The sequence below is a fragment of the Pseudomonas cerasi genome, from assembly GCF_027983475.1.
Taxonomy (GTDB): Bacteria; Pseudomonadota; Gammaproteobacteria; order Pseudomonadales; family Pseudomonadaceae; genus Aquipseudomonas; species Aquipseudomonas cerasi.
Genome location: NZ_JAQJVM010000003.1, coordinates 939168 through 956738 on the forward strand (window position 1 = coordinate 939168; position 17571 = coordinate 956738).

General features: G+C 61.5%; 14 protein-coding genes. 2 read left to right on the forward strand and 12 right to left on the reverse strand.

The window, feature by feature from the left end; genetic code table 11:
* Window positions 1-159 precede the first annotated feature (159 nt).
* The 3 genes from PI739_RS19770 to PI739_RS19780 all read right to left on the reverse strand — a co-directional run bounded on the left by PI739_RS19770 (window position 160) and on the right by PI739_RS19780 (window position 3528).
* Window positions 160-1107: a SphA family protein gene (locus PI739_RS19770; protein WP_003435410.1), complete on the reverse strand. Its 948-nt coding sequence runs from the start codon at window positions 1105-1107 to the stop codon at window positions 160-162.
* Window positions 1108-1192: 85 nt separating this feature from the next.
* Window positions 1193-1960: a coniferyl-alcohol dehydrogenase gene (locus PI739_RS19775; RefSeq protein ID WP_058416880.1), complete on the reverse strand. Its 768-nt coding sequence runs from the start codon at window positions 1958-1960 to the stop codon at window positions 1193-1195.
* An 86-nt stretch (window positions 1961-2046) separates the two neighbouring features.
* Window positions 2047-3528, reverse strand: coding sequence for a benzaldehyde dehydrogenase (locus tag PI739_RS19780; protein ID WP_248685097.1), 1482 nt, complete (start codon window positions 3526-3528; stop codon window positions 2047-2049).
* Window positions 3529-3808: 280 nt separating this feature from the next.
* Here PI739_RS19780 and PI739_RS19785 point away from each other — a divergent pair, with 280 nt between their 5' ends.
* Window positions 3809-5572 (forward strand): sigma-54-dependent Fis family transcriptional regulator, encoded by a 1764-nt coding sequence (locus tag PI739_RS19785; RefSeq protein ID WP_058396882.1) that lies wholly within the window; start codon window positions 3809-3811, stop codon window positions 5570-5572.
* A 50-nt stretch (window positions 5573-5622) separates the two neighbouring features.
* Here PI739_RS19785 and treS read toward each other — a convergent pair whose 3' ends face one another.
* The 4 genes from treS to PI739_RS19805 form a co-directional block, all read right to left on the reverse strand.
* Window positions 5623-7686, reverse strand: a complete 2064-nt coding sequence (gene treS, locus PI739_RS19790; RefSeq protein WP_271352120.1) for a maltose alpha-D-glucosyltransferase — start codon at window positions 7684-7686, stop codon at window positions 5623-5625.
* Between the two features lie 164 nt (window positions 7687-7850).
* Window positions 7851-8420, reverse strand: a complete 570-nt coding sequence (locus tag PI739_RS19795; RefSeq protein ID WP_244618977.1) for a LysR substrate-binding domain-containing protein — start codon at window positions 8418-8420, stop codon at window positions 7851-7853.
* The gene (locus PI739_RS19800; RefSeq protein WP_003370783.1) at window positions 8417-8716 is read right to left on the reverse strand and encodes a LysR family transcriptional regulator; all 300 of its coding nucleotides are present in this window, start codon (window positions 8714-8716) and stop codon (window positions 8417-8419) included. The genes PI739_RS19795 and PI739_RS19800 overlap by 4 nt, the downstream gene beginning before the upstream one ends.
* A gap of 229 nt (window positions 8717-8945) precedes the next feature.
* Window positions 8946-9551 carry a DJ-1/PfpI family protein gene (locus tag PI739_RS19805; protein WP_003435425.1) on the reverse strand — a complete coding sequence of 202 codons (606 nt, stop codon included), beginning with the start codon at window positions 9549-9551 and terminating at the stop codon, window positions 8946-8948.
* Window positions 9552-9693: 142 nt separating this feature from the next.
* Between PI739_RS19805 and ftrA the strand changes: the two genes are divergently transcribed.
* The gene (gene ftrA / locus PI739_RS19810) at window positions 9694-10647 is read left to right on the forward strand and encodes a transcriptional regulator FtrA (protein WP_096120694.1); all 954 of its coding nucleotides are present in this window, start codon (window positions 9694-9696) and stop codon (window positions 10645-10647) included.
* Here the strand turns inward: ftrA and PI739_RS19815 are convergent.
* The 5 genes from PI739_RS19815 to sbnB are packed head-to-tail and all read right to left on the reverse strand — an operon-like array spanning window position 10607 to window position 17570.
* Window positions 10607-11803: a serine hydrolase domain-containing protein gene (locus PI739_RS19815; RefSeq protein WP_129485266.1), complete on the reverse strand. Its 1197-nt coding sequence runs from the start codon at window positions 11801-11803 to the stop codon at window positions 10607-10609. The genes ftrA and PI739_RS19815 overlap by 41 nt on opposite strands.
* On the reverse strand, window positions 11800-12954 hold the full coding sequence (locus PI739_RS19820; RefSeq protein WP_080479702.1) for an iron-containing alcohol dehydrogenase: 1155 nt from the start codon (window positions 12952-12954) through the stop codon (window positions 11800-11802). The genes PI739_RS19815 and PI739_RS19820 overlap by 4 nt, the downstream gene beginning before the upstream one ends.
* Before the next feature lie 24 nt (window positions 12955-12978).
* Entirely contained in the window at window positions 12979-13623 is a 645-nt protein-coding gene (locus PI739_RS19825) for a LysE family transporter (RefSeq protein WP_003370769.1), read from the reverse strand.
* A 15-nt stretch (window positions 13624-13638) separates the two neighbouring features.
* Window positions 13639-15387, reverse strand: coding sequence for an FAD/NAD(P)-binding protein (locus tag PI739_RS19830; RefSeq protein WP_003370767.1), 1749 nt, complete (start codon window positions 15385-15387; stop codon window positions 13639-13641).
* Window positions 15387-17570, reverse strand: coding sequence for a 2,3-diaminopropionate biosynthesis protein SbnB (gene sbnB / locus PI739_RS19835; RefSeq protein WP_271352121.1), 2184 nt, complete (start codon window positions 17568-17570; stop codon window positions 15387-15389). The genes PI739_RS19830 and sbnB overlap by 1 nt, the downstream gene beginning before the upstream one ends.
* Between the last annotated feature and the right edge of the window lies 1 nt (window position 17571).

The following is a 17571-nucleotide window of genomic DNA, read 5'->3' on the forward strand; positions in this document are numbered from 1 at the left end:
CAGGCTACCCCCGGATCAGCAACTCGCCGAGGGGCGAAAAGGCGGCCTGAGCCGAACCTCAATCCACCTGAAATCGCAGAACCCTTGTGTGACGCAGAGCGTCACGAACTGCATTCCCACGCGGAGCGTGAGGAACGATAGTCAAAACATTCCAATGCCTTAAAGCTTGTGCAGAAAATTCAGCACCAGCTTGTTGCCTTCGGTGCGGTTTTCCGCGCCCTGTTCGAAGTAGCTATTGACCGTCAGCACGTTCTCCTTGTTGAAGGCATACAGCAGGCCCGGGCCGATAGCCCAGACCTTTTCCTTCCGACCACTGACATCATGGCCGTCCACCTGAGTGTCGGTGAACTGCTTGAGCCAGTAACCGTTGAGCCCCAGCGAAAGTTGCTCGTTGACTGCGTATTGCAGAGTCAGGTTGGCATGCAGAGCCTGCCCTGCCTGCGTGTCGGAAGCATTGCCGAATCCGGCTTGCGGGTCATCATTCTTGCCGTTCCACAAATACATGAAACGCCCGCTGGCCGACCATTTCGGCGAGAACCAGTAAGTCGCGGCGTAGTAAGGGTTGAACGACCAGAAATTACTGCCCGGGTTGATCGAGCGATTGCGATCATAAGCGCCGACCGGAATCGCAATGTCCGCCTCGACACGCTGGGTCAGCAGCGGGCTGCCATCGGCATGGGTGATCGTCGGCAGTTGCAGAAACGGACCGATGACCAAATCACCGAAACCGGCACGCGAACTCAGGGCGGTGTTGCCTAGGCCGTCATCCACGTCGACATGTGCCAGCGACGTGTTGATTGCGGTAATACCCGGCATGGCACCATTGGCCATTGGCTGACCGACGTAGATGATCTGCGTGGTCACCGCCAATACATCCACATCCTGTTTGGGAAGTTGCAGTTTGTCGCCATTCACGTCATTGAAACGATTGGCCTTGGCATAGTTCAGATACTCCTCCAGATACCAGCCCGGACCCGCAGGCGCCGGGGATCCGTCGTAGAAGCTGGTGTTGCCCAGATTGAGGCCGGGCAAGTCATAGGCGTATGCAGTCGAGGACAAGGCGATGAATGATACGGTCGCAACGGTACGCAAGACAGACTTGGGCATCTTGTGATTCCTGTAATTATTGTTGTTGTTTTCAAGTGCCCCCGACGCCACGAACGCGTCGCCGGGGTTGCAACACGTACAGCCATTACACGTAGGAAGCGGCCAACCCTCCATCTATGGGCAAGTTGACGCCGTTGATCCAGCGCGAGGCGTCGGAGCACAGAAACGCAATCACCTCGGCCACCTCATCGGCCAGCGCAGGACGTTTCATGTGCAGGCCATCGCGGGCTACCCGCTCCTGGCCAACCATGCTGACAAAGTCTCCCAGAATCGGTGTGAACACCGGCCCCGGTGCGACGCAGTTGACGCGCACAGAATGATCGCGAAACCATTCCTGCGACTGCTTGAAACTCCAGACGATCAACGCTTCCTTGAAATACTGATAGCAGGTTTCATGGGCAACCGGATTGGCAGCCAGCCACTCCTGCCCTGCGCTGTAGCTTTCAGTGGCGGCCAACGCCTTGTGCAACTCCAGCCTTTCCGGCCACTGCGAGCCGAGTATCGAAGCTATGTTGACGATACTGCCGCCCGGTGAAATGCGCGGCAACAGGCGTTGGGTCAGGTGGCGCAGCCCGAGGTAATTGACCTGGGCGACCGCCTGAACGGGCGCTGTGCCAGGTACACCGGCGATGTTGCACAGGCCGTCGATCTGCTTGGGCAAGCGCTCGATCAACGCATCGATATTCTTTGGATCGGCCAGGTCCGCCTGGAAAAAACTGTCTACGGTCAATTGCGGTTCATGACGATCGATGCCGATCACTCGGGCACCCTGGAAGCGTGCCACACGTGCCAGCTCAGCGCCGATGCCGGATGACACACCAGTCACGATCAGTGTTTTGTTAGTCAGGTTCATAGTCACGAGCTCTTATTGTTGTTGGATCACGTCTTGCCGTTGAATCACATCACCTGTTGCAATGAAGCATGGAATGTCAGTCAGACTCAGAATGGGTAGGCTGGCGCCTGGTTCTTCACCGTGACCCACTGCCATTGGCTGTATTCATCCCAGTCCGAGGGGCTGCCAGCGCTGCTGCCGTTGCCCGACGCACCGCGCCCGCCGAACGAATTGACACACTCATCGGCCACCGTCTGATCGTTGATGTGCAACATGCCGCACCTGAGCCGGTCGCCAATCGCCGTCGCGCGGCCGATGTCCGGGGAGATCACCGCAGCTGCCAGGCCATACTCGGAACGGTTGGCCAGTTCGATGGCTTCCTCGTCCGTGGAAAAGCTGACCACAACCGCCACCGGGCCAAAAATCTCTTCCTCGAATGCGCGCATACCGGGTTTCACGCCGCTGAGCACCGTCGGGCGATAGAACAGGCCTTCATACTCGCCACCGGTTTCCAGTCGCGCACCGGCCTGCAGGCTGTCACTGACCACCTGATGCACGTGCTGCAACTGCCGTTTGTTGATCAGCGGCCCCAGAGCAGCCTCACCGCGTGCCGCATTACCCACCGTCAGTGCCCGCGCCTTGTCCGCCAGCTTGCGGGTCAGCTCGGCAGCGATGGATTCGTGCACCAGGATCAACCCGGTGGCCATGCAGATCTGCCCCTGGTGCAGCCAGGCACCGAACGCCGCATTGCTGGCGGCCAGATCAAGGTCGGCGTCTTCGAGAATCACCAGCGGATTCTTGCCGCCCAGCTCCAGCGACACTTTCTTCAGGTTGCGGCCCGCCGCTTCGGCAACCTTGCGTCCGGCCCCGGTCGAGCCGGTGAAGGTGATCATCTGCACATTGGTGTCGCGGCACAGCGCTTCGCCGGCACCGGCAGAACCCGGCAGCACGTGCAGCAGCCCTTTGGGCAGACCGGCTTCCTCGAACAGCCGGGCGATCAGGAAACCGCCGCTGATGGGTGTCTGCGGATCGGGCTTGAGCACCACGGCATTGCCAGCAGCCAGCGCCGGAGCGACCGAGCGCAGGGAAAGCACCAAGGGAAAATTGAATGGCGAAATCACTCCCACCACACCGTGCGCGACACGCCGCGCGTAGGACAGACGACCGGCCTGACTGGGCAGCATCAGGCCATGACCATGAGCCTGCGACAGCATGCCCGCCGCCTGACGCAACAACACGATGGTCTCGTTCACTTCGTGCTGGCCCTTTTGCAGGCTGCCGCCGGTCTCGCGGGCGACATACAGCGCCAGTTCATCGAACGCACAAACCGCGTGATCGGCGGCGAGAAGAAATATGTCGGCCTTTTCACGCGGCCCCAGCGCCGCCCAGGCAGGTTGAGCCAGCGCGGCCTCACGGCAGGCAACCGCGATGTCCGCAGCATCGGCCATGGCTGTGTTCATCAACAGCTCGCCGGTCGCAGGCTCGATGACGGGCAATGAGGGAGACGAGGAAGGAATCCAGTCGCCATTGAAAACACATTCGGCTTCAATCGCGCGTTGCAACAGAGGGGTGCCATCAGACGCTGACATATTAAGACTCCGGCTTTTATGGTTGTAATCGCCTGCCCCATTTGCCACGGGAAGCATGCGCCGTACGTACGTCAGAGCAAAGCCTGTGCCGGGATTGTCATCCGACCATCATGTCATCACTCAACCGCTTTAGAACAAGGGTTTTCGACGACCACGCTGAAGCGTCGAGCCCCCTCAGGCGGAAACTCTACGCGGACCCGCTTGTTCATTTGATGAAGTTATGTTTATTAATCAAGCCATGATTTGATCATTTCGACCATCACCCGGCCGAGGTACAACCATGGATAATCCCCACTGTGAGTTGCCCGATCACAGCGTTCCCACCGAACATTTCGCGCCTCGCGGCGACAGCAGTCAGATGCATTCAGGTGATTCGCCAACCCCCGAGGAGTTGACCAGTTGCCTGTTCTTCTCGCCTGACGATGGGCGCATCTGGCTCAACGACCAGCGGATGTTGCTGCTGCACACCTCATCGTTCGGCACCCTGCGCCGCGAAATCATCGAACGTCTGGGCCAGGAGCAGGCGCGCGGGATGTTCACCCGAGCCGGGTATCTGTCTGGCGCACGGGACGCCCGATTGATTCGCGAACGCTGGCCAATGGCTGACGCTTCGTCGGCGTTTCGTGCCGGTACGCACTTGCATACCCTGGAAGGCATGACCAAGGTCGAGCCGGTGCACTTCAAATTCGACGCCGAGTCGGGGTTTTACGAGGGCGAGTTTCTCTGGCATCACTCCTGCGAAGCCGATGAGCATGTCGCGGCGTACGGCATCGGCCAGGATCCGGTGTGCTGGACCGAAATCGGCTACGCCATCGGTTTTGTCAGCGGCCTGTTCGGACAGATGGTGGTTTTCCGCGAAGTGGAATGCCGTGGCATGGGGCATGCGAGCTGCCGCGTGGTCGGCAAGACCTCGGAACAATGGGGCGATGTCGAACGCGACCTGAGCTACCTGAGAGCAGTCAAACCGCCTGCACCCGTGCACAGCGCACCGGTGCCTGCGGCGAGCTATGAAGCAAGCCCGCCGACCGGCAGCAACCAGCCGCTGGTCGGCGCAAGCGCTGCCTTCAATGCGGCCACGCAGGCGCTGCAACGGGTGGCGATGACCCCGGCAACCGTCTTGATCAGCGGCGAGTCCGGGGTCGGCAAGGAGATGTTCGCCCGCCAGTTGCACCAGCTCAGCCGCAACCGCGAAGGCCCGTTTGTGGCACTCAACTGCGCAGCTATCCCCGACAACCTCATCGAGGCCGAGCTGTTCGGCGTGGAGCGAGGGGCTTATACCGGGGCCACGCACTCCAGAGCCGGGCGTTTCGAACGCGCCAACGGTGGCACGCTGTTCCTGGATGAGATCACCTCCCTGAGCCTTGCCGGGCAAAGCAAGCTGCTGCGCGCCTTGCAGGAGCGGGAGATCGAGCGCGTCGGGGGTGCGCACGGTATCAAGGTCAACGTGCGAGTGGTGGCGGCGACCAACGTCGACCTGCGTAAGGCGGTGGCCGATGGCGATTTCCGCGAAGACCTGTTCTATCGCCTCAACGTTTACCCGATCGCCCTGCCGCCATTGCGCGAGCGCCGCGATGACATCCCGCTGCTGATCAACTTCTTTCTCAAGCGCTTCTGTCAGGAGTACGGCAGGACGCCGGCCGGATTGACCATGCGCGCATTGAAAACCCTGCTGGGCTATGACTTTGCCGGGAACGTGCGCGAATTGCAGAATCTGATCGAGCGCGGCCTGATCGCCAGCGATGAAGGCCAGGCCATCGATCTGGTGCATATTTTCCGCAACGAGTCGTTACCACGGGACGCCTATTCGCTGAATCACCATGGCGCGCTGCGTCAGGCATCGGCTGCGAGCGCACAGCAGGCACCTGCTACCTCCCTGCTGGACTCCCTTAATCAGTCGGATCAGGCGTTCTCCATCGACGACCTTGAACAGCGCCTGATCCAGGAGGCGCTGGACAAGAGCGAAGGCAACCTGGCGGCCGCCTCGCGCTTGCTGGGCCTGAGTCGCGCCCAGTTTGCCTACCGCCTGAAAAAGCGTCAGCCCTGAACAGCCTGACTCAGCGGTAACGCGCAGCCGATCCGGCTGCGCGTTACACCTTACAGTGGCAAGGCGCTGACCACACGCAGGGCCAGCCCTTCGTAGGCGTCCAGGGTGATAGTGAACTCGCCCTGCTCGGTCAAATCGCCTTCGACACGCTCGTTGATGATGTCGACCACCGGACCTGGCGCAATACCGGGCAGTTGCAGCGTTTCGACGATCGTCTCGGCGCTGAAATTGAGCGCAGTGATCTGCGTGCCCTTGCCAGCCGGCAGTTCATGGACCATGACCAGCAGCCCCGGATGCTCGACATCCGGAATCAGAATCTGACGGCTTGCGGCGATGTCATAGGCACGGCGCACAGCAAGAATCTTCTTGAGCTGCGAGGCAAACGAATCAGGTCGCTGAAGCTGACTGACCAGGCTGCCGTAAAGCGTCTTGGGACGAGGCATGTCACCCGCAGAAAACTCGGCTGCGGGGTCCAGATCGACCAGATCGTAGGCGCCACGATGAACCCAGCGCGTGTCGCCATCCTGCATCAGGTGGTCGACCTGCTCGGCCGGCAGCGTCAACGCACCGACGAGGTCCCAGCCCGACAGGGCAAATACGCCCGGCTGCATGGCGTTGTACATCACCAGCAGCAGGTGAATGTGCTGGATCTGCTGAATGTCGGCATCGGTAATGGTGCTCAGGTCACGAATGCCCAGCGCAGCAGTGATGATGCTCGCTGTGGTGCAAGAGACGCCGTTGGTGACGAACTTGAGGTTGTATGGCGCGTGTTCGCCGGACAGTTTCTCGTACATTTCCTCACGGATGTGCTCGCGCAGGATGTTGCCCGGGAACGTCTGGCCCTGGTAATGGAAGGTGTCGTGAGCGTGCAGCGTCCAGAAGTGCACCAGTTCCAGGGTCAGCTCGTCGTGGTTCTGCAGGGCATGGATCAACGATGCCGGATCGATGCCATAGGCATGCACCTGACGCAGCATCAGGCGCAGGAATTCGGTGGTGCCGGTCAGCAGCGCGTGCTGATAGGCCGGCCGGGTAATGAAGTCGTAGGACAGATCCGCGCCACCCTGCCCCATGGAGGAAATGTCATCGATGGTCAGGTTCAGCTCCTGGAAGCTGAAGCCGCCCGCCTTGCGGATCGCACCAGCCAGAAGCTGGTTGCCGGTGATCGACAGCGGATGGCTTTCCGACCAGGCGGTGCCTTCGGCGCGACGTTCGACGCCAAGGAAGCCGTTGGCGTCCAGACGTAACACCCGGGCGCCCATGACATCGATGGCATGCAGCGCGTCACCGATGATCATCTGCTGCGCGGCAAAGCTGGGGTCCAGCCAGTTCAAGGAGGGCTGGCCGTCCTTGAAGTAATGCAGGTAGACCCAGCGGCGGGCCTTGCCGTCGACGCCGTGTACCACGTCGGTGGCGCTCCAGTCGGTTTCCTTGACCCCAGGCTCGAAGAAGATCACCCGTTGCAGCTGGCCGACGATGTAGTGCTTGTCGCGCAGCTGATCCACCACATCGGGCATCAGGTTGACCGCATCGCGGCCGGCTGGCACTTCAGGCAACAGCTGCCAGTCTTCCTCACGGATCTCGACCATGTGGAACAAACCGGGATAATCCTCGTACGCCATCTCGGCCAGGCGGAAGTCTGCGCCCTTGCCGGTGTGCGACGGAATGATGTCATCAATGATCACCGCGTTGTGCGCTGCGGCAATGCGCGACAGGCTCAACAGTTGTGCTTCGGTACCCAGGTCCGGGTCGATGCCGAAACTGATGCGGTCGAAGTTGCCATCGATGCTCGGCGTGCGCTCACGCCCCTTCAGTCCGCCGGAGAGCTTGAGCGGGCCGTTATGAATGCCCTGAATGCCGATTTCCGACAGTGCATGCCACAGCGTTTCATCACCCAGTGCTTCAAGCACCGAGCCACCTTCACGGGTGACGATGGAGGCCGGGTAGGCGGTAAACCAGACCGAGGCGATAGCGGAGGCGTCTCTGGGACGCGCAAGGGCGAAAGGACGCTGCCAGAGCCTGCCCTGCCCCGAATAGGTCTTGGCGCGCTGTCTTGCGGCGTTAAGCATCGATTGCTCGACCAGCCAGTCCACGTATTGCTTGTCCGGTATCGTCATAGCGTTCAGTCTTCCTCTCGAATCGGCGACCTGAGACGCCCCGCATGCGGAGCGTCCTGAATGTATTGCTTACGGATATGAGCCTTGCCGGCCCGATTCGTTGCATTCATGTCGCGGTCAAACGCTCGTTAAGGGCACTGTGACAACGTTTTGCGACACCTGCGTCAATCAGGCCGAGTGTTCGAGGCCGGTGGTTTCTTGAGTGCCTGAACCACGGCATTGGCGGCGTTGGACAACAATGAAGCAGGCCGCGCCACGACGCTGATCTGGCGTCTCACGGTCAGCGGCAGCGGGATAGATTCCAGCTCGCGAAGCCGCCCGCTCAACAGCGCGCTGGGCACAATCGAGATGCAATGGCGCTTGGCGACCAGGTCCAGCAGCGTGTCCAGGCAACTGAGCTCGCCGCGTTGGCTGAGCCGTAGCTGTGCCGATGCCAGTTGCTGGTGCAGGCGCTCCACCCCAGGATGCCGCCAGGCCACATAGCGCGACACCTGCGCAAGTTCGGCGAAACACTGCGCCGCGCCCTGCTTGCTTCGCGCCGCTACCAGTACGTAATGGTCCGACCAGCAATGGTGTTCGAGATAATGCTCGTCCAGCACAGTAGCCGGCAGGATGAGGATATCGGCCACGCCCTTTATCAATGTGTCCAGCGACGGATTCTGTTCGCTGCGGTGCAGCACGTTCAGATGGATATCGGGGTAATGATGGGCGAGAAAGTCCAGCGAGGCACTCAGGCCGGTCTCGCGGATGTGCGAGTGATAATGAATGGTGACGCTACCACTGACCCCATTTTTTTTAGTTGTTCGAGCGTGGCCATGATATTTCCCAGGGTCTGGCTGATGACCTTGCCTTCAGGGGTGAGCGTGCAGCCTGTGCGACTGCGAATGAACAGGCGTTTTTCGAAAAAATCTTCGACCTCCTTGATGGCATAGCTGATGTTCGACTGGCTGCAGCCCAGAATGGCGGCGGCCTCCGAGAACGAACCGTGCTGTGCAACGGTTTGAACGACTTTGAAGAAGTGGGTTTTCATGTGTCCTGCACTCTGGTTTTGCAAAGGTGGGTGCGGCCCTGCCGCTGAGCCAAAGGCTCGGGAATACAGGAAACCCCCGCCGAAACACCGATCTGGCCGGGTTATCGGCCATTCGAATGAATGTCTCAAGCGGGGGTAAAGCGAACGCTGGCTATCGCGTTGAAGCGCTGGCTATGCACATTTCGGGCACATAGCCTCTTCAGGGGTATCCGCAGCGCGACTGGATGACTCAGTCGTTCTCGGTCCAGTCGAAATCCATTTGCAGCGCCGTGCGTTCGGCCAGTTCACGGCTGTGCAGGCGCTCGACCAAGTGCAGGCTCATGTCGATACCGGCAGAAATACCTGCCGATGTCACGAACGAGCCCTCATCGACCCAGCGCAGCGTGCTGAGCACGTCCACTGACGGGAACATTTCCTTGAGGTCGTCGATGTCTTCCCAATGCGTGGTCACTTGCTTGCCGGCCAGCTTGCCGGTCCTGGCCAGCAGGAAGGCGCCGGTGCACACGGCAGCGACCACGCGGCCAGGCTCCGACTGATCGCTGATCCAGTGAATCACGTCGGGTTTTTCCAGTTCGGCGGTCACGACGCCACCCGGAACGATCAGGCAGTCGACGGCCGGATGGTCGTTGATCGAGAAATCCGGATCGACCTTGAGGCCGGCGCGGGCACGCACCGGCGCGGTGCTGCGGCCGATGGTGAATACGTTGAACAACTGCCGGTCATCACGGCTGTTGCGAGCGTGCATGCGGGTTGCGGTGGTGAACACTTCATAGGGGCCAGCGAAGTCGAGAACCTCGACGTCGTCATAAACGTAGATACCGATATTGAGTGGCACGAGTTGGCTCCAGGGCCTGCATGGCAGACCACTTGCATCATAGTGAGGGTTAAGCGGGTTTCAGCGGTGACACAGAGCAGATTACTCAGTAGCATCACGCCAAACTACTGGCTGAAATGCCAATATCCGGTAACATCGCGCCATGAAAAATCATCTCGTTGTCGCACTCATCTATAACCAGCTGTGCACCTTCGAATTTGGCTGCACGGTGGAAGTCTTTGCGCTGAAAAGACCCGAGTTGGGCGTCAGTTGGTACGAGTTCGCGACCTTCCCGGTCGACGACGGACCGATCACCGCTGCCGGGGGCATCACTATCGTGCCGACACCCGGCGAGGTGCTGCTGGAAAACGCCGACACCATCATCGTGCCGGGCTGGCGCGGGGTGGAATCCGCGGTTCCGCAACGGCTCATCGAACAGCTCCAGGCGGCTCATGCACGCGGCGCGCGAATCTGCTCGATCTGTACCGGGGCCTTCGTCCTGGCGGCGGCGGGTCTGCTCGACGGGCACAAGGTGACGACCCACTGGCGCTACACCGACCTGCTGGCCACCATGTACCCTGGCCTGACCATTCAGCCCAACGAACTCTATGTGGATCAGGGCAGCATCGTCACCGCAGCAGGCTCGGCCGCCGGGCTGGACATGATGTTGCACCTGGTGCGCAACGATCACGGCTCGCGCGTCGCCAACATGGTCGCGCAGCGCATGGTCATCCCGCCTCATCGCGAAGGCGGACAATCGCAATACGCATCCCGGCAACTGGTATCGGCCAGCGACGGGCCGATTTCCAACCTGATGGACTGGATTCGCAGCGACTTGCAGCGCCCGCATAGCATCAAGGAGATGGCCTCCAGGGCGGCGCTCAGTACCCGTACCTTGCACCGCAGCTTCATGGAAAGCACCGGGCTGACGCCTTACGACTGGTTGCTCGGTGAGCGCATTGCCTACGCCAAGGAACTGCTGGAATCGTCGAAATTACGCCTGAACGAAGTGGTGGACCGCGCCGGCTTCGGCTCCGAAGAGTCGTTTCGCCGGCACTTCCGCAATCTGGTGGGCATCAGCCCGAGCAGCTACCGCAAGCAATTCGCCCGGGCCTGACCGCAGGCGCGGGGTAAAGCGCATCGACGATCGCGTCGGCAAATTCGCCCCACGCGCCGCCAACCGCTGTATTGGTCAGGACCACCATGCTCAGCGCAGCATGCGGATCGACCCAGTAATGGCTGCCATACAGGCCGCACCATGACCAGGTCCCTGCGCCCTGCCGCTGCCCGGCGAGCACTGGATCGGTGAGAATCATCGGCCCCAACCCGAACCTCCAGCCGGGTCCGCGGCTGGCGATGCTCGTCTGGCCAATCGCATTGCCCAGCAAGCGTGCGGTACTGGCTTCACTCAATAGCGGCGCGCCGCCGAGACGCAGGCATTCGAGCAGCCGAAGATAGTCATCAGCCGTGCCCAGCATTCCCGCACCGCCCGACTCATACGCACCGGTGTCAAAGACGCGAGCTGCGGACAGCCGCGCCTTGCCGCTGGCGAGCAGCACCTCATCCTCGTCGGCGATACGCTGCGGGCCGCTGAGCCCGTCCTTGTAGGCGCTGGCCAGCGGATGTTCCGGCAGGTGCCTGAATGAGGTCGCGTGCATGCGCAACGGTACGGTTACCCATTTATCGATGGCTTCTGACAACTTCAGGCCAGTGGCCTGTTCGACCACTGCACCCAGCACATCAGTGGCCAGCGAATATCCCCAGGCGCTGCCGGGCTCGAAGAGCAAGGGCACACGCGCCAAACGTGTCAGATTTTCCTGCAGGTCGAACGGGACCCGGTCCAGCCCGTCCGACACCCCGGCCCGCTGATAGGCATTCTCGGGCGCCTGCTCAAAGCCGTAGCTCAAACCCGACGTGTGCGACAGCAGGTGCTGCAGCGTGATGGACGGTTCGCGGCCATTGGCCAGATGCGGTCGAAAGGCTGGCAACCAATGAGTCACCGAAGCCTGAAGATCCAACACACCCCGTTCGCAGAGCCGCAACACCGCAACCGAGGTCAACAGCTTGGTCAGTGAGGCCAGGCGAAAACGCGTGTGGCGGGTGATCGGAATCTGCTGCTCGCGATCCGCCCAACCGCGTGCACTGGCGTATTCCAGGCGGCCCTGGCGAGCCAGCAACAGCACCCCGCCGACGATCCGGCCCGGCTCGACGAATCCCCGCCAGACCTGCTCAAGACGCTGTATGCCCGCCTCGTCAGGGCGGTCATGGTTCACTCGCCCCTCACAGCGCGGCTGAAAATCTGCGCGTAGACCTGCGCCGAATGGCGAATCGGGTTGGTGTGCGAGCAGCCATCGACGAAAGCCATCCGCCCGACGCGCTCGGCTTCGCGATCATCGATGCCGATCTCGCTCAGCGTATGTGGAATGCCAATCTGCTCGCGCAGCGTCAGCAGCCAGTCCATCACCCCGGAGAAGCCGGGCGACGGCAACCGCAGGTAAACCGCCAGATCGTCCATTTGCGTCTGCAGCACCGAACGATTGGCCTCCAGCACATAGGGCAGCAGGATTGCGTTGAGCAAGCCGTGATGCTGATCGTAGAGCGCCCCAAGGCTCTGGGCGATCGCGTGTACGCCGCCCAGACCGCGCTGAAATGCAGCGGCGCCAAGGCTGGAGGCCACCAGCATCTGCTGCCGCGCCTCAAGGTCCTGCCCGTCGGCGACGACACGCGGTAGAAACGCCTTGATCATCTGCATGCCCTTGACCGAAACCGCTTCGGCCATCGGGTGCCAGGCCGGCGAACACCAGGACTCCATGCAGTGGGTCAAGGCATCGGCGCCGGTGGCGGCGGTCAGGTGCCTGGGCAGGTCGAGTGTCAGCGTGGCATCCAGAATCGCGATGCGCGGCATCATGCGAATGTGCAGGATGGTGCGTTTGACCTGCGCCTGTTCATCGGTAATCACTGACGCACGCCCGACTTCAGAGCCGGTCCCGGCCGTCGTCGGCAGCGCAATCAGCGGTGCAATGCCATCCGGATCGGCGCGCAGGTGGTTGTCGTTGATGTCTTCGAAATCCCATAACGGGCGGGTCTGGCCCGACATCAGCGCGACTGCCTTGGCGGCGTCCAGCGCCGAGCCGCCGCCAAAGGCAATCACACCGTCGTAGCCACCGGTTCTGTAAGCGTGCAGCCCCTCGGCGACGTTGGTGCCGGTCGGGTTGCCCTTGACCCGGTCAAACAGGCCGCAGTGGCCCAACTGACTGCGGCAGTCCTCTACGGCGCTGGCGATCATGTCGGTGCTGCCCAGAAAGCTGTCGGTGATCAGCAGCGGACGTTGTATGCCGGTCACCCTGCAGGCGTCGGCCAGTTCGTTGACGCGTCCTGCGCCTGCGCGGATGGAAGTCGGGTAGTGCCAGTCGTTGCGATGCATTCAGGTATTCCTTTACAGATGACTTCAGTGGATGAAGCCAACAGGCAGCAAACCGATCAGCAGGCGCAGGCCGAAAGCGATCATGAACAGGCCGGTGACGATGTCGATGGCCTTCTTCATGCGCTGATAGCGCGCCTGTACCGCAGGTATCGAAAACAGCGTGGCGAGCAGCACGAACCAGGAAATCGCCAGTACCGCGATGATCGACACACCCGCAGTGCGCACCCACATCGGCATGCCTGGCGTGGTCACGGTGGTGAACACGCTGGTGTAGAACGCCAGTGCCTTGGGATTGGTCAGGTTGGTCAGCAGACCGAACCGATAGGCACGGCTCAGACTGCCAATGCCCAGCGCAGCGATGTCCCTGGGTTTGGGCTGGCTGCCGGCACTGCGCAGGCTTTTGCTGCCGAGCCAGGTGAGGTAGGCACCGCCGAGCAATTGCAGGGTCGGTTGCAGCCATGGCAACTGTTGAAATACCAGCCCCAACCCGGTGGCGGCCAGCAAGGCCCAGAGAATGCTGCCCGAGGCCACGCCCAGCCCGGCACAGATACCCTGCTGCCGCGACTGGCTGAACGAGAGTTGGGTGATCACCAGAAAATTCGGACCGGGGCTGATGATCAGCACGATGAACGCGCCAGCGAGAGCGGTCAGCAACGTGATTTCGTACATGGCAATAATTCCTTTTTAATTAATAGCTTGAATGGCTTTGTTCAACTGAAATGTGATGCCACTTGAAGTTGTCTTTGTCAGCGTATCCAGGCAGGACTCGACCGCCCGGCGCGCCTCGATCAGCGCGCGACAGCACGGGTCAGGTGTCGGTATGTAGTGGTTGTAGAACGTGCAGCCTTCCACGGCGGGCCCGAGAACCCATAGCCGCTGCTGCACCTCACCGTCGCGACCGATTGCGCGGCCCGCTACGTCGGTGTCGATGCCATCGGCAGGCCAGGCATGGGCGGCGCGAATCAGCCCGCGCTCGCGCAGATCGTTGATCAACCCCCGACGACTGCCCGACACGCCGCTGTGGGCAACGCGGGCAGACAGGCAGTTATGCGGCTCCTGCACGTCACTCATCGGCGGCAAGAGCGTCACGACCCCGGCTTCGATCAGCGCCAGCAGGTCCTCATGGCGTTCCTTCTGCGGCCCACCGACCAGACGATTGCTCAGCCCCGCCCATACGCCATAGAACTCCCGCGTCGAGGATTCAGTCAGGCCGTTGCGATCAGCGACCAGACGCAACAGGTCGCGATAATCGCGCCAGACCTCCAGCGCCTGACAGATCGGGCTGTGCGCGGTGCCCAGCCGACTCAGGGCCAGGTCACGTTTGATCCAGTCGACAAACCACGGTCCATACGAGTCTTCGGCGCCAGACCAGGTCTGAGTGCTCAGCCAGTGCTCAGGATCGAATGCACCCCATTGCTCTGCCAGACGGGCAAACACTGCCGATCTGGTGATGGACTCGCGCAGCAGGCGCTGAACAGAGTCCAATCGCCCAGGCGCCTCCATCCGGACCCTGGCCTGATAAAACACGGCACGCATCTCATCCTTGATCAGGGGCAGCACATCGGCGCGAAAGTCGAGCCGCCCGCCTTCCCTCTGCTCGCGCAAACGGGCTATGGCATCGGCCGTAAAAAACAGCCTTGGCAACGGGGCGTGACGGCAGGCATGCCATTGCGGCCTGGCATGAAACGGCAATCCGCTACGCGAATGCATCAGCACCCTGGGCTCGCGTCCGGACGGCAGGTAGCGCCAGCCGGCAAAGCCACCATCGCGCACGTAGCGCCCGCCGCGCCCCTCAGTCAGATGGGCCAGCGTGTCCATGGCCGTGAGTCCCAGGCCTTCGATGACCACGCAATCGCCGACGTCCTGCTGCGCGGGGTTTTCAGGTGCGTGTCCGCTGGTGAGGAATACGCCGTCGACGTCCATTACCAGGCTGCCGGTGCGCAGCCGGAAACCCGGCGTTTTTGACCTTGGCTGGCCGCTCAGCACCTGCTCGGTGTGGTGACGCACCTGCACATGCGCCGGGCAGCGTTGCAGCAGGAAACGGTAACTGTCCTGCAAATAGCGCCCGAGCAATGCACGCGGCACGAAGTCGCCAAATGCCACCGCTCTGCCCTGCCCGTCCAGGCTGACATGACCGCGCGCGTCCAGGCGTACATCCTCACGGCTGCACCATTGCAAAAAGGTCGGGCCTGGCGGTTCGCACGCCGGGAATGCCGAAGAAAACGCTGACAATTGACCAGCCATGGTGTTGAGCATCAGGTAATCCGGCTGCTGCGCAAGGTGCAGCCCGCTGCCCGGCGGCTGCGGATCGAACACCTCGATACGCAGCGGTTGCTGCACGTCTTGGCGACTCATGCCGATCAACTGCTCCAGAATGCTCAACCCGCGTGAGCCCATGCCGATAATGGCGACGGTATGCGTGTGCATGGCCATCACCAGCGCGCCGATTCAAAGAAGAACTGCGGCACCGGCAAAGCGCTGCACTCGGCCACCGCCTGGCGATACACCCGCTGCCCCACGGCGAGGTCCAGCACGCCGAGCCCGAACGGCGAAAAGATCGAAGCCTTGTCCGGACTCAGCTCCACTTGCCCGGTCATCAGCTGTGCCAGCGTCCCGGTAATGAACGAGCGATGCTGATACTGCTGCACGGCAAGGTCAGGCGAGGTCTGAGCCTTGAGGCAGTGTTCGACGTCATCGAGGATGTTGTTGGCCTGTGCAATGACCTCCGGACCCAGATCGCGCAACGAGATGTTCAGCACCAGTTGCCCCGGCTGAAACACCGGTTCCAGTACATAAGGGCTTGGCGCGGTAGTGGCGAACACCACCACATCGGCTTGCAGGCACGTCACCAGGTCGCTCGGCTCGCTGTGCAGTCCATGGCGACTGGCAGCATGCCCGACCAGCGCCAGCGCCGAGTCATGGTGCTGATCGAAGACGCTGACGGCCTCCATCGTCCAGCCATCGCTGACGAACATGTCGAGGATGGTGCGGGCAATGAAACCGGCACCGATGAACGATATTCGTCCGACATGACGCTGCTGGCGGTTCATCCAGCGTGCCCCAAGCACCGCCGAGGCTGCCGTGCGCATGGCGCTGATGCGCGAGGCTTCCAGACAGGCAAAGGCATAGCCGGTCAGTGGATCGTTGAGGATCAGCACTGCCGAGGCGCGCTGCAGGCCCGTGTCGATATTGCCCGGAAAGCTGGAAATCCATTTGATGCCACTGATTGGCTGCTCGCCCGACAGGCTGGCGGGCAAGGCAATGATGCGATTGGCCGGTGCCTGCGCAAAGCGCAGAAAGTAACTGTCGGGATTGATGGTCTGACCAGCCTCATGGGCCAGATACGCCGCCTGCACGTCATCGATACAGACCAGCGGGTCTGCCGCCAGCAGGCGTGCAACCACCTCACCGTCGACCACATGGAAAGCCGACCGCTTCAGCCGCTCGGCGGCCAGCCAGAAGGTTGAACTCTGCTCCTGCGCAAGCGCGCTTGCACCCGAAGGCGCTGCGACTGAACCGCCGTCTTCGCGAGCAAACTCGGTCCCACAAGGCGTTGCGTGCGCGCGCACGACCTTTACACACCCATTCTGTAGGAGCGAGCTTGCTCGCGAAGGCGTTTCCACGCTTCCCGGAGATGTTGCAGCCTCTGATGAGGAAAGATCCGCCAAGGTCATGCTCAGCACTTCATGGCCAAAACGCTGCTCGACCCACTGATCATCGTAAAGAGTATCCAGGTAGCGCTCGCCCCAGTCCGGCGACAACGCCACGACCACTGAACCGGGCTCGATGCGCTCGCGCCAGGCATGCACCGCAGCGATCACCGTTGCGGTGGACCCGCCGACCAGCAGGCCCTTGCTGCGCGCCAGGATTCTGCACATGGCGACGGTACGGGATTCCGGGACCATTTCCAGCGCGTAAATACCATCAGCCTTGAAGATTGGCGGATGCTGGCTGGTGCCCAGTCCCGGTATGAAGCGACGGCTGGCCGGAGTGCCAAAGGTCACCGAACCGACGCTGTCGACGGCAATGATTCTGGTGGTCGGGTGATGCCGCTGAAAATGCTGGACACAGCCCATCAGCGTGCCAGTGGTCCCGGCACCGACGAACACATAATCCACATGGCCGAAATGCTGGCTGATCGAACGCGCTGTGGTTCGCGCATGGGCACGCGGGTTGGCCGCATTCTCGTATTGATTGAGCCAGACATAGCGCGGGTCGCTGGCCACTTTTTCACGAATCAGCTCGATGCGCGTCCCGAGAAAGCCGCCGTTGGCGTCCGGGATTTCGACCTGGATGACCTCGGCGCCGTAGCTGCGCATCATGCGGATGTTGTGGCTGGAACTGTTGGGGTCGACCACGCAGGTAAACGGGATGCCCCGTTCAGCGCAGATCATCGCCAGCGCCACCCCGAGATTGCCCGACGAGGACTCGATCAGAATCGTGTCCGGGCCCAGCAGCCCTCGCGCCTGAAGGTCATTGATCAACCCCACGGCAGTCTTGAGCTTGATCGAGCCTGCCGGGTTGAGTGATTCCATTTTCAGGAAAAAATCGGCCCCCAGGCCAGTCACCTTGAGGAAGGTCTGATCGTGAACGATTTCGCAAAGAGAGTTGTACATG

Excerpts from the sequence above, each read along its gene's own strand:
- PI739_RS19770 (WP_003435410.1), bottom strand. The coding sequence starts at position 1,107 with ATGCCCAAGTCTGTCTTGCGTACCGTTGCGACCGTATCATTCATCGCC.
- sbnB (WP_271352121.1), bottom strand. The coding sequence starts at position 17,570 with ATGTACAACTCTCTTTGCGAAATCGTTCACGATCAGACCTTCCTCAAG.
- ftrA (WP_096120694.1), top strand. The coding sequence starts at position 9,694 with ATGAAAAATCATCTCGTTGTCGCACTCATCTATAACCAGCTGTGCACC.
- PI739_RS19820 (WP_080479702.1), bottom strand. The coding sequence starts at position 12,954 with ATGCATCGCAACGACTGGCACTACCCGACTTCCATCCGCGCAGGCGCA.
- PI739_RS19785 (WP_058396882.1), top strand. The coding sequence starts at position 3,809 with ATGGATAATCCCCACTGTGAGTTGCCCGATCACAGCGTTCCCACCGAA.
- PI739_RS19780 (WP_248685097.1), bottom strand. The coding sequence starts at position 3,528 with ATGTCAGCGTCTGATGGCACCCCTCTGTTGCAACGCGCGATTGAAGCC.
- PI739_RS19830 (WP_003370767.1), bottom strand. The coding sequence starts at position 15,387 with ATGGCCATGCACACGCATACCGTCGCCATTATCGGCATGGGCTCACGC.
- PI739_RS19825 (WP_003370769.1), bottom strand. The coding sequence starts at position 13,623 with ATGTACGAAATCACGTTGCTGACCGCTCTCGCTGGCGCGTTCATCGTG.
- PI739_RS19800 (WP_003370783.1), bottom strand. The coding sequence starts at position 8,716 with ATGAAAACCCACTTCTTCAAAGTCGTTCAAACCGTTGCACAGCACGGT.
- PI739_RS19775 (WP_058416880.1), bottom strand. The coding sequence starts at position 1,960 with ATGAACCTGACTAACAAAACACTGATCGTGACTGGTGTGTCATCCGGC.
- treS (WP_271352120.1), bottom strand. The coding sequence starts at position 7,686 with ATGACGATACCGGACAAGCAATACGTGGACTGGCTGGTCGAGCAATCG.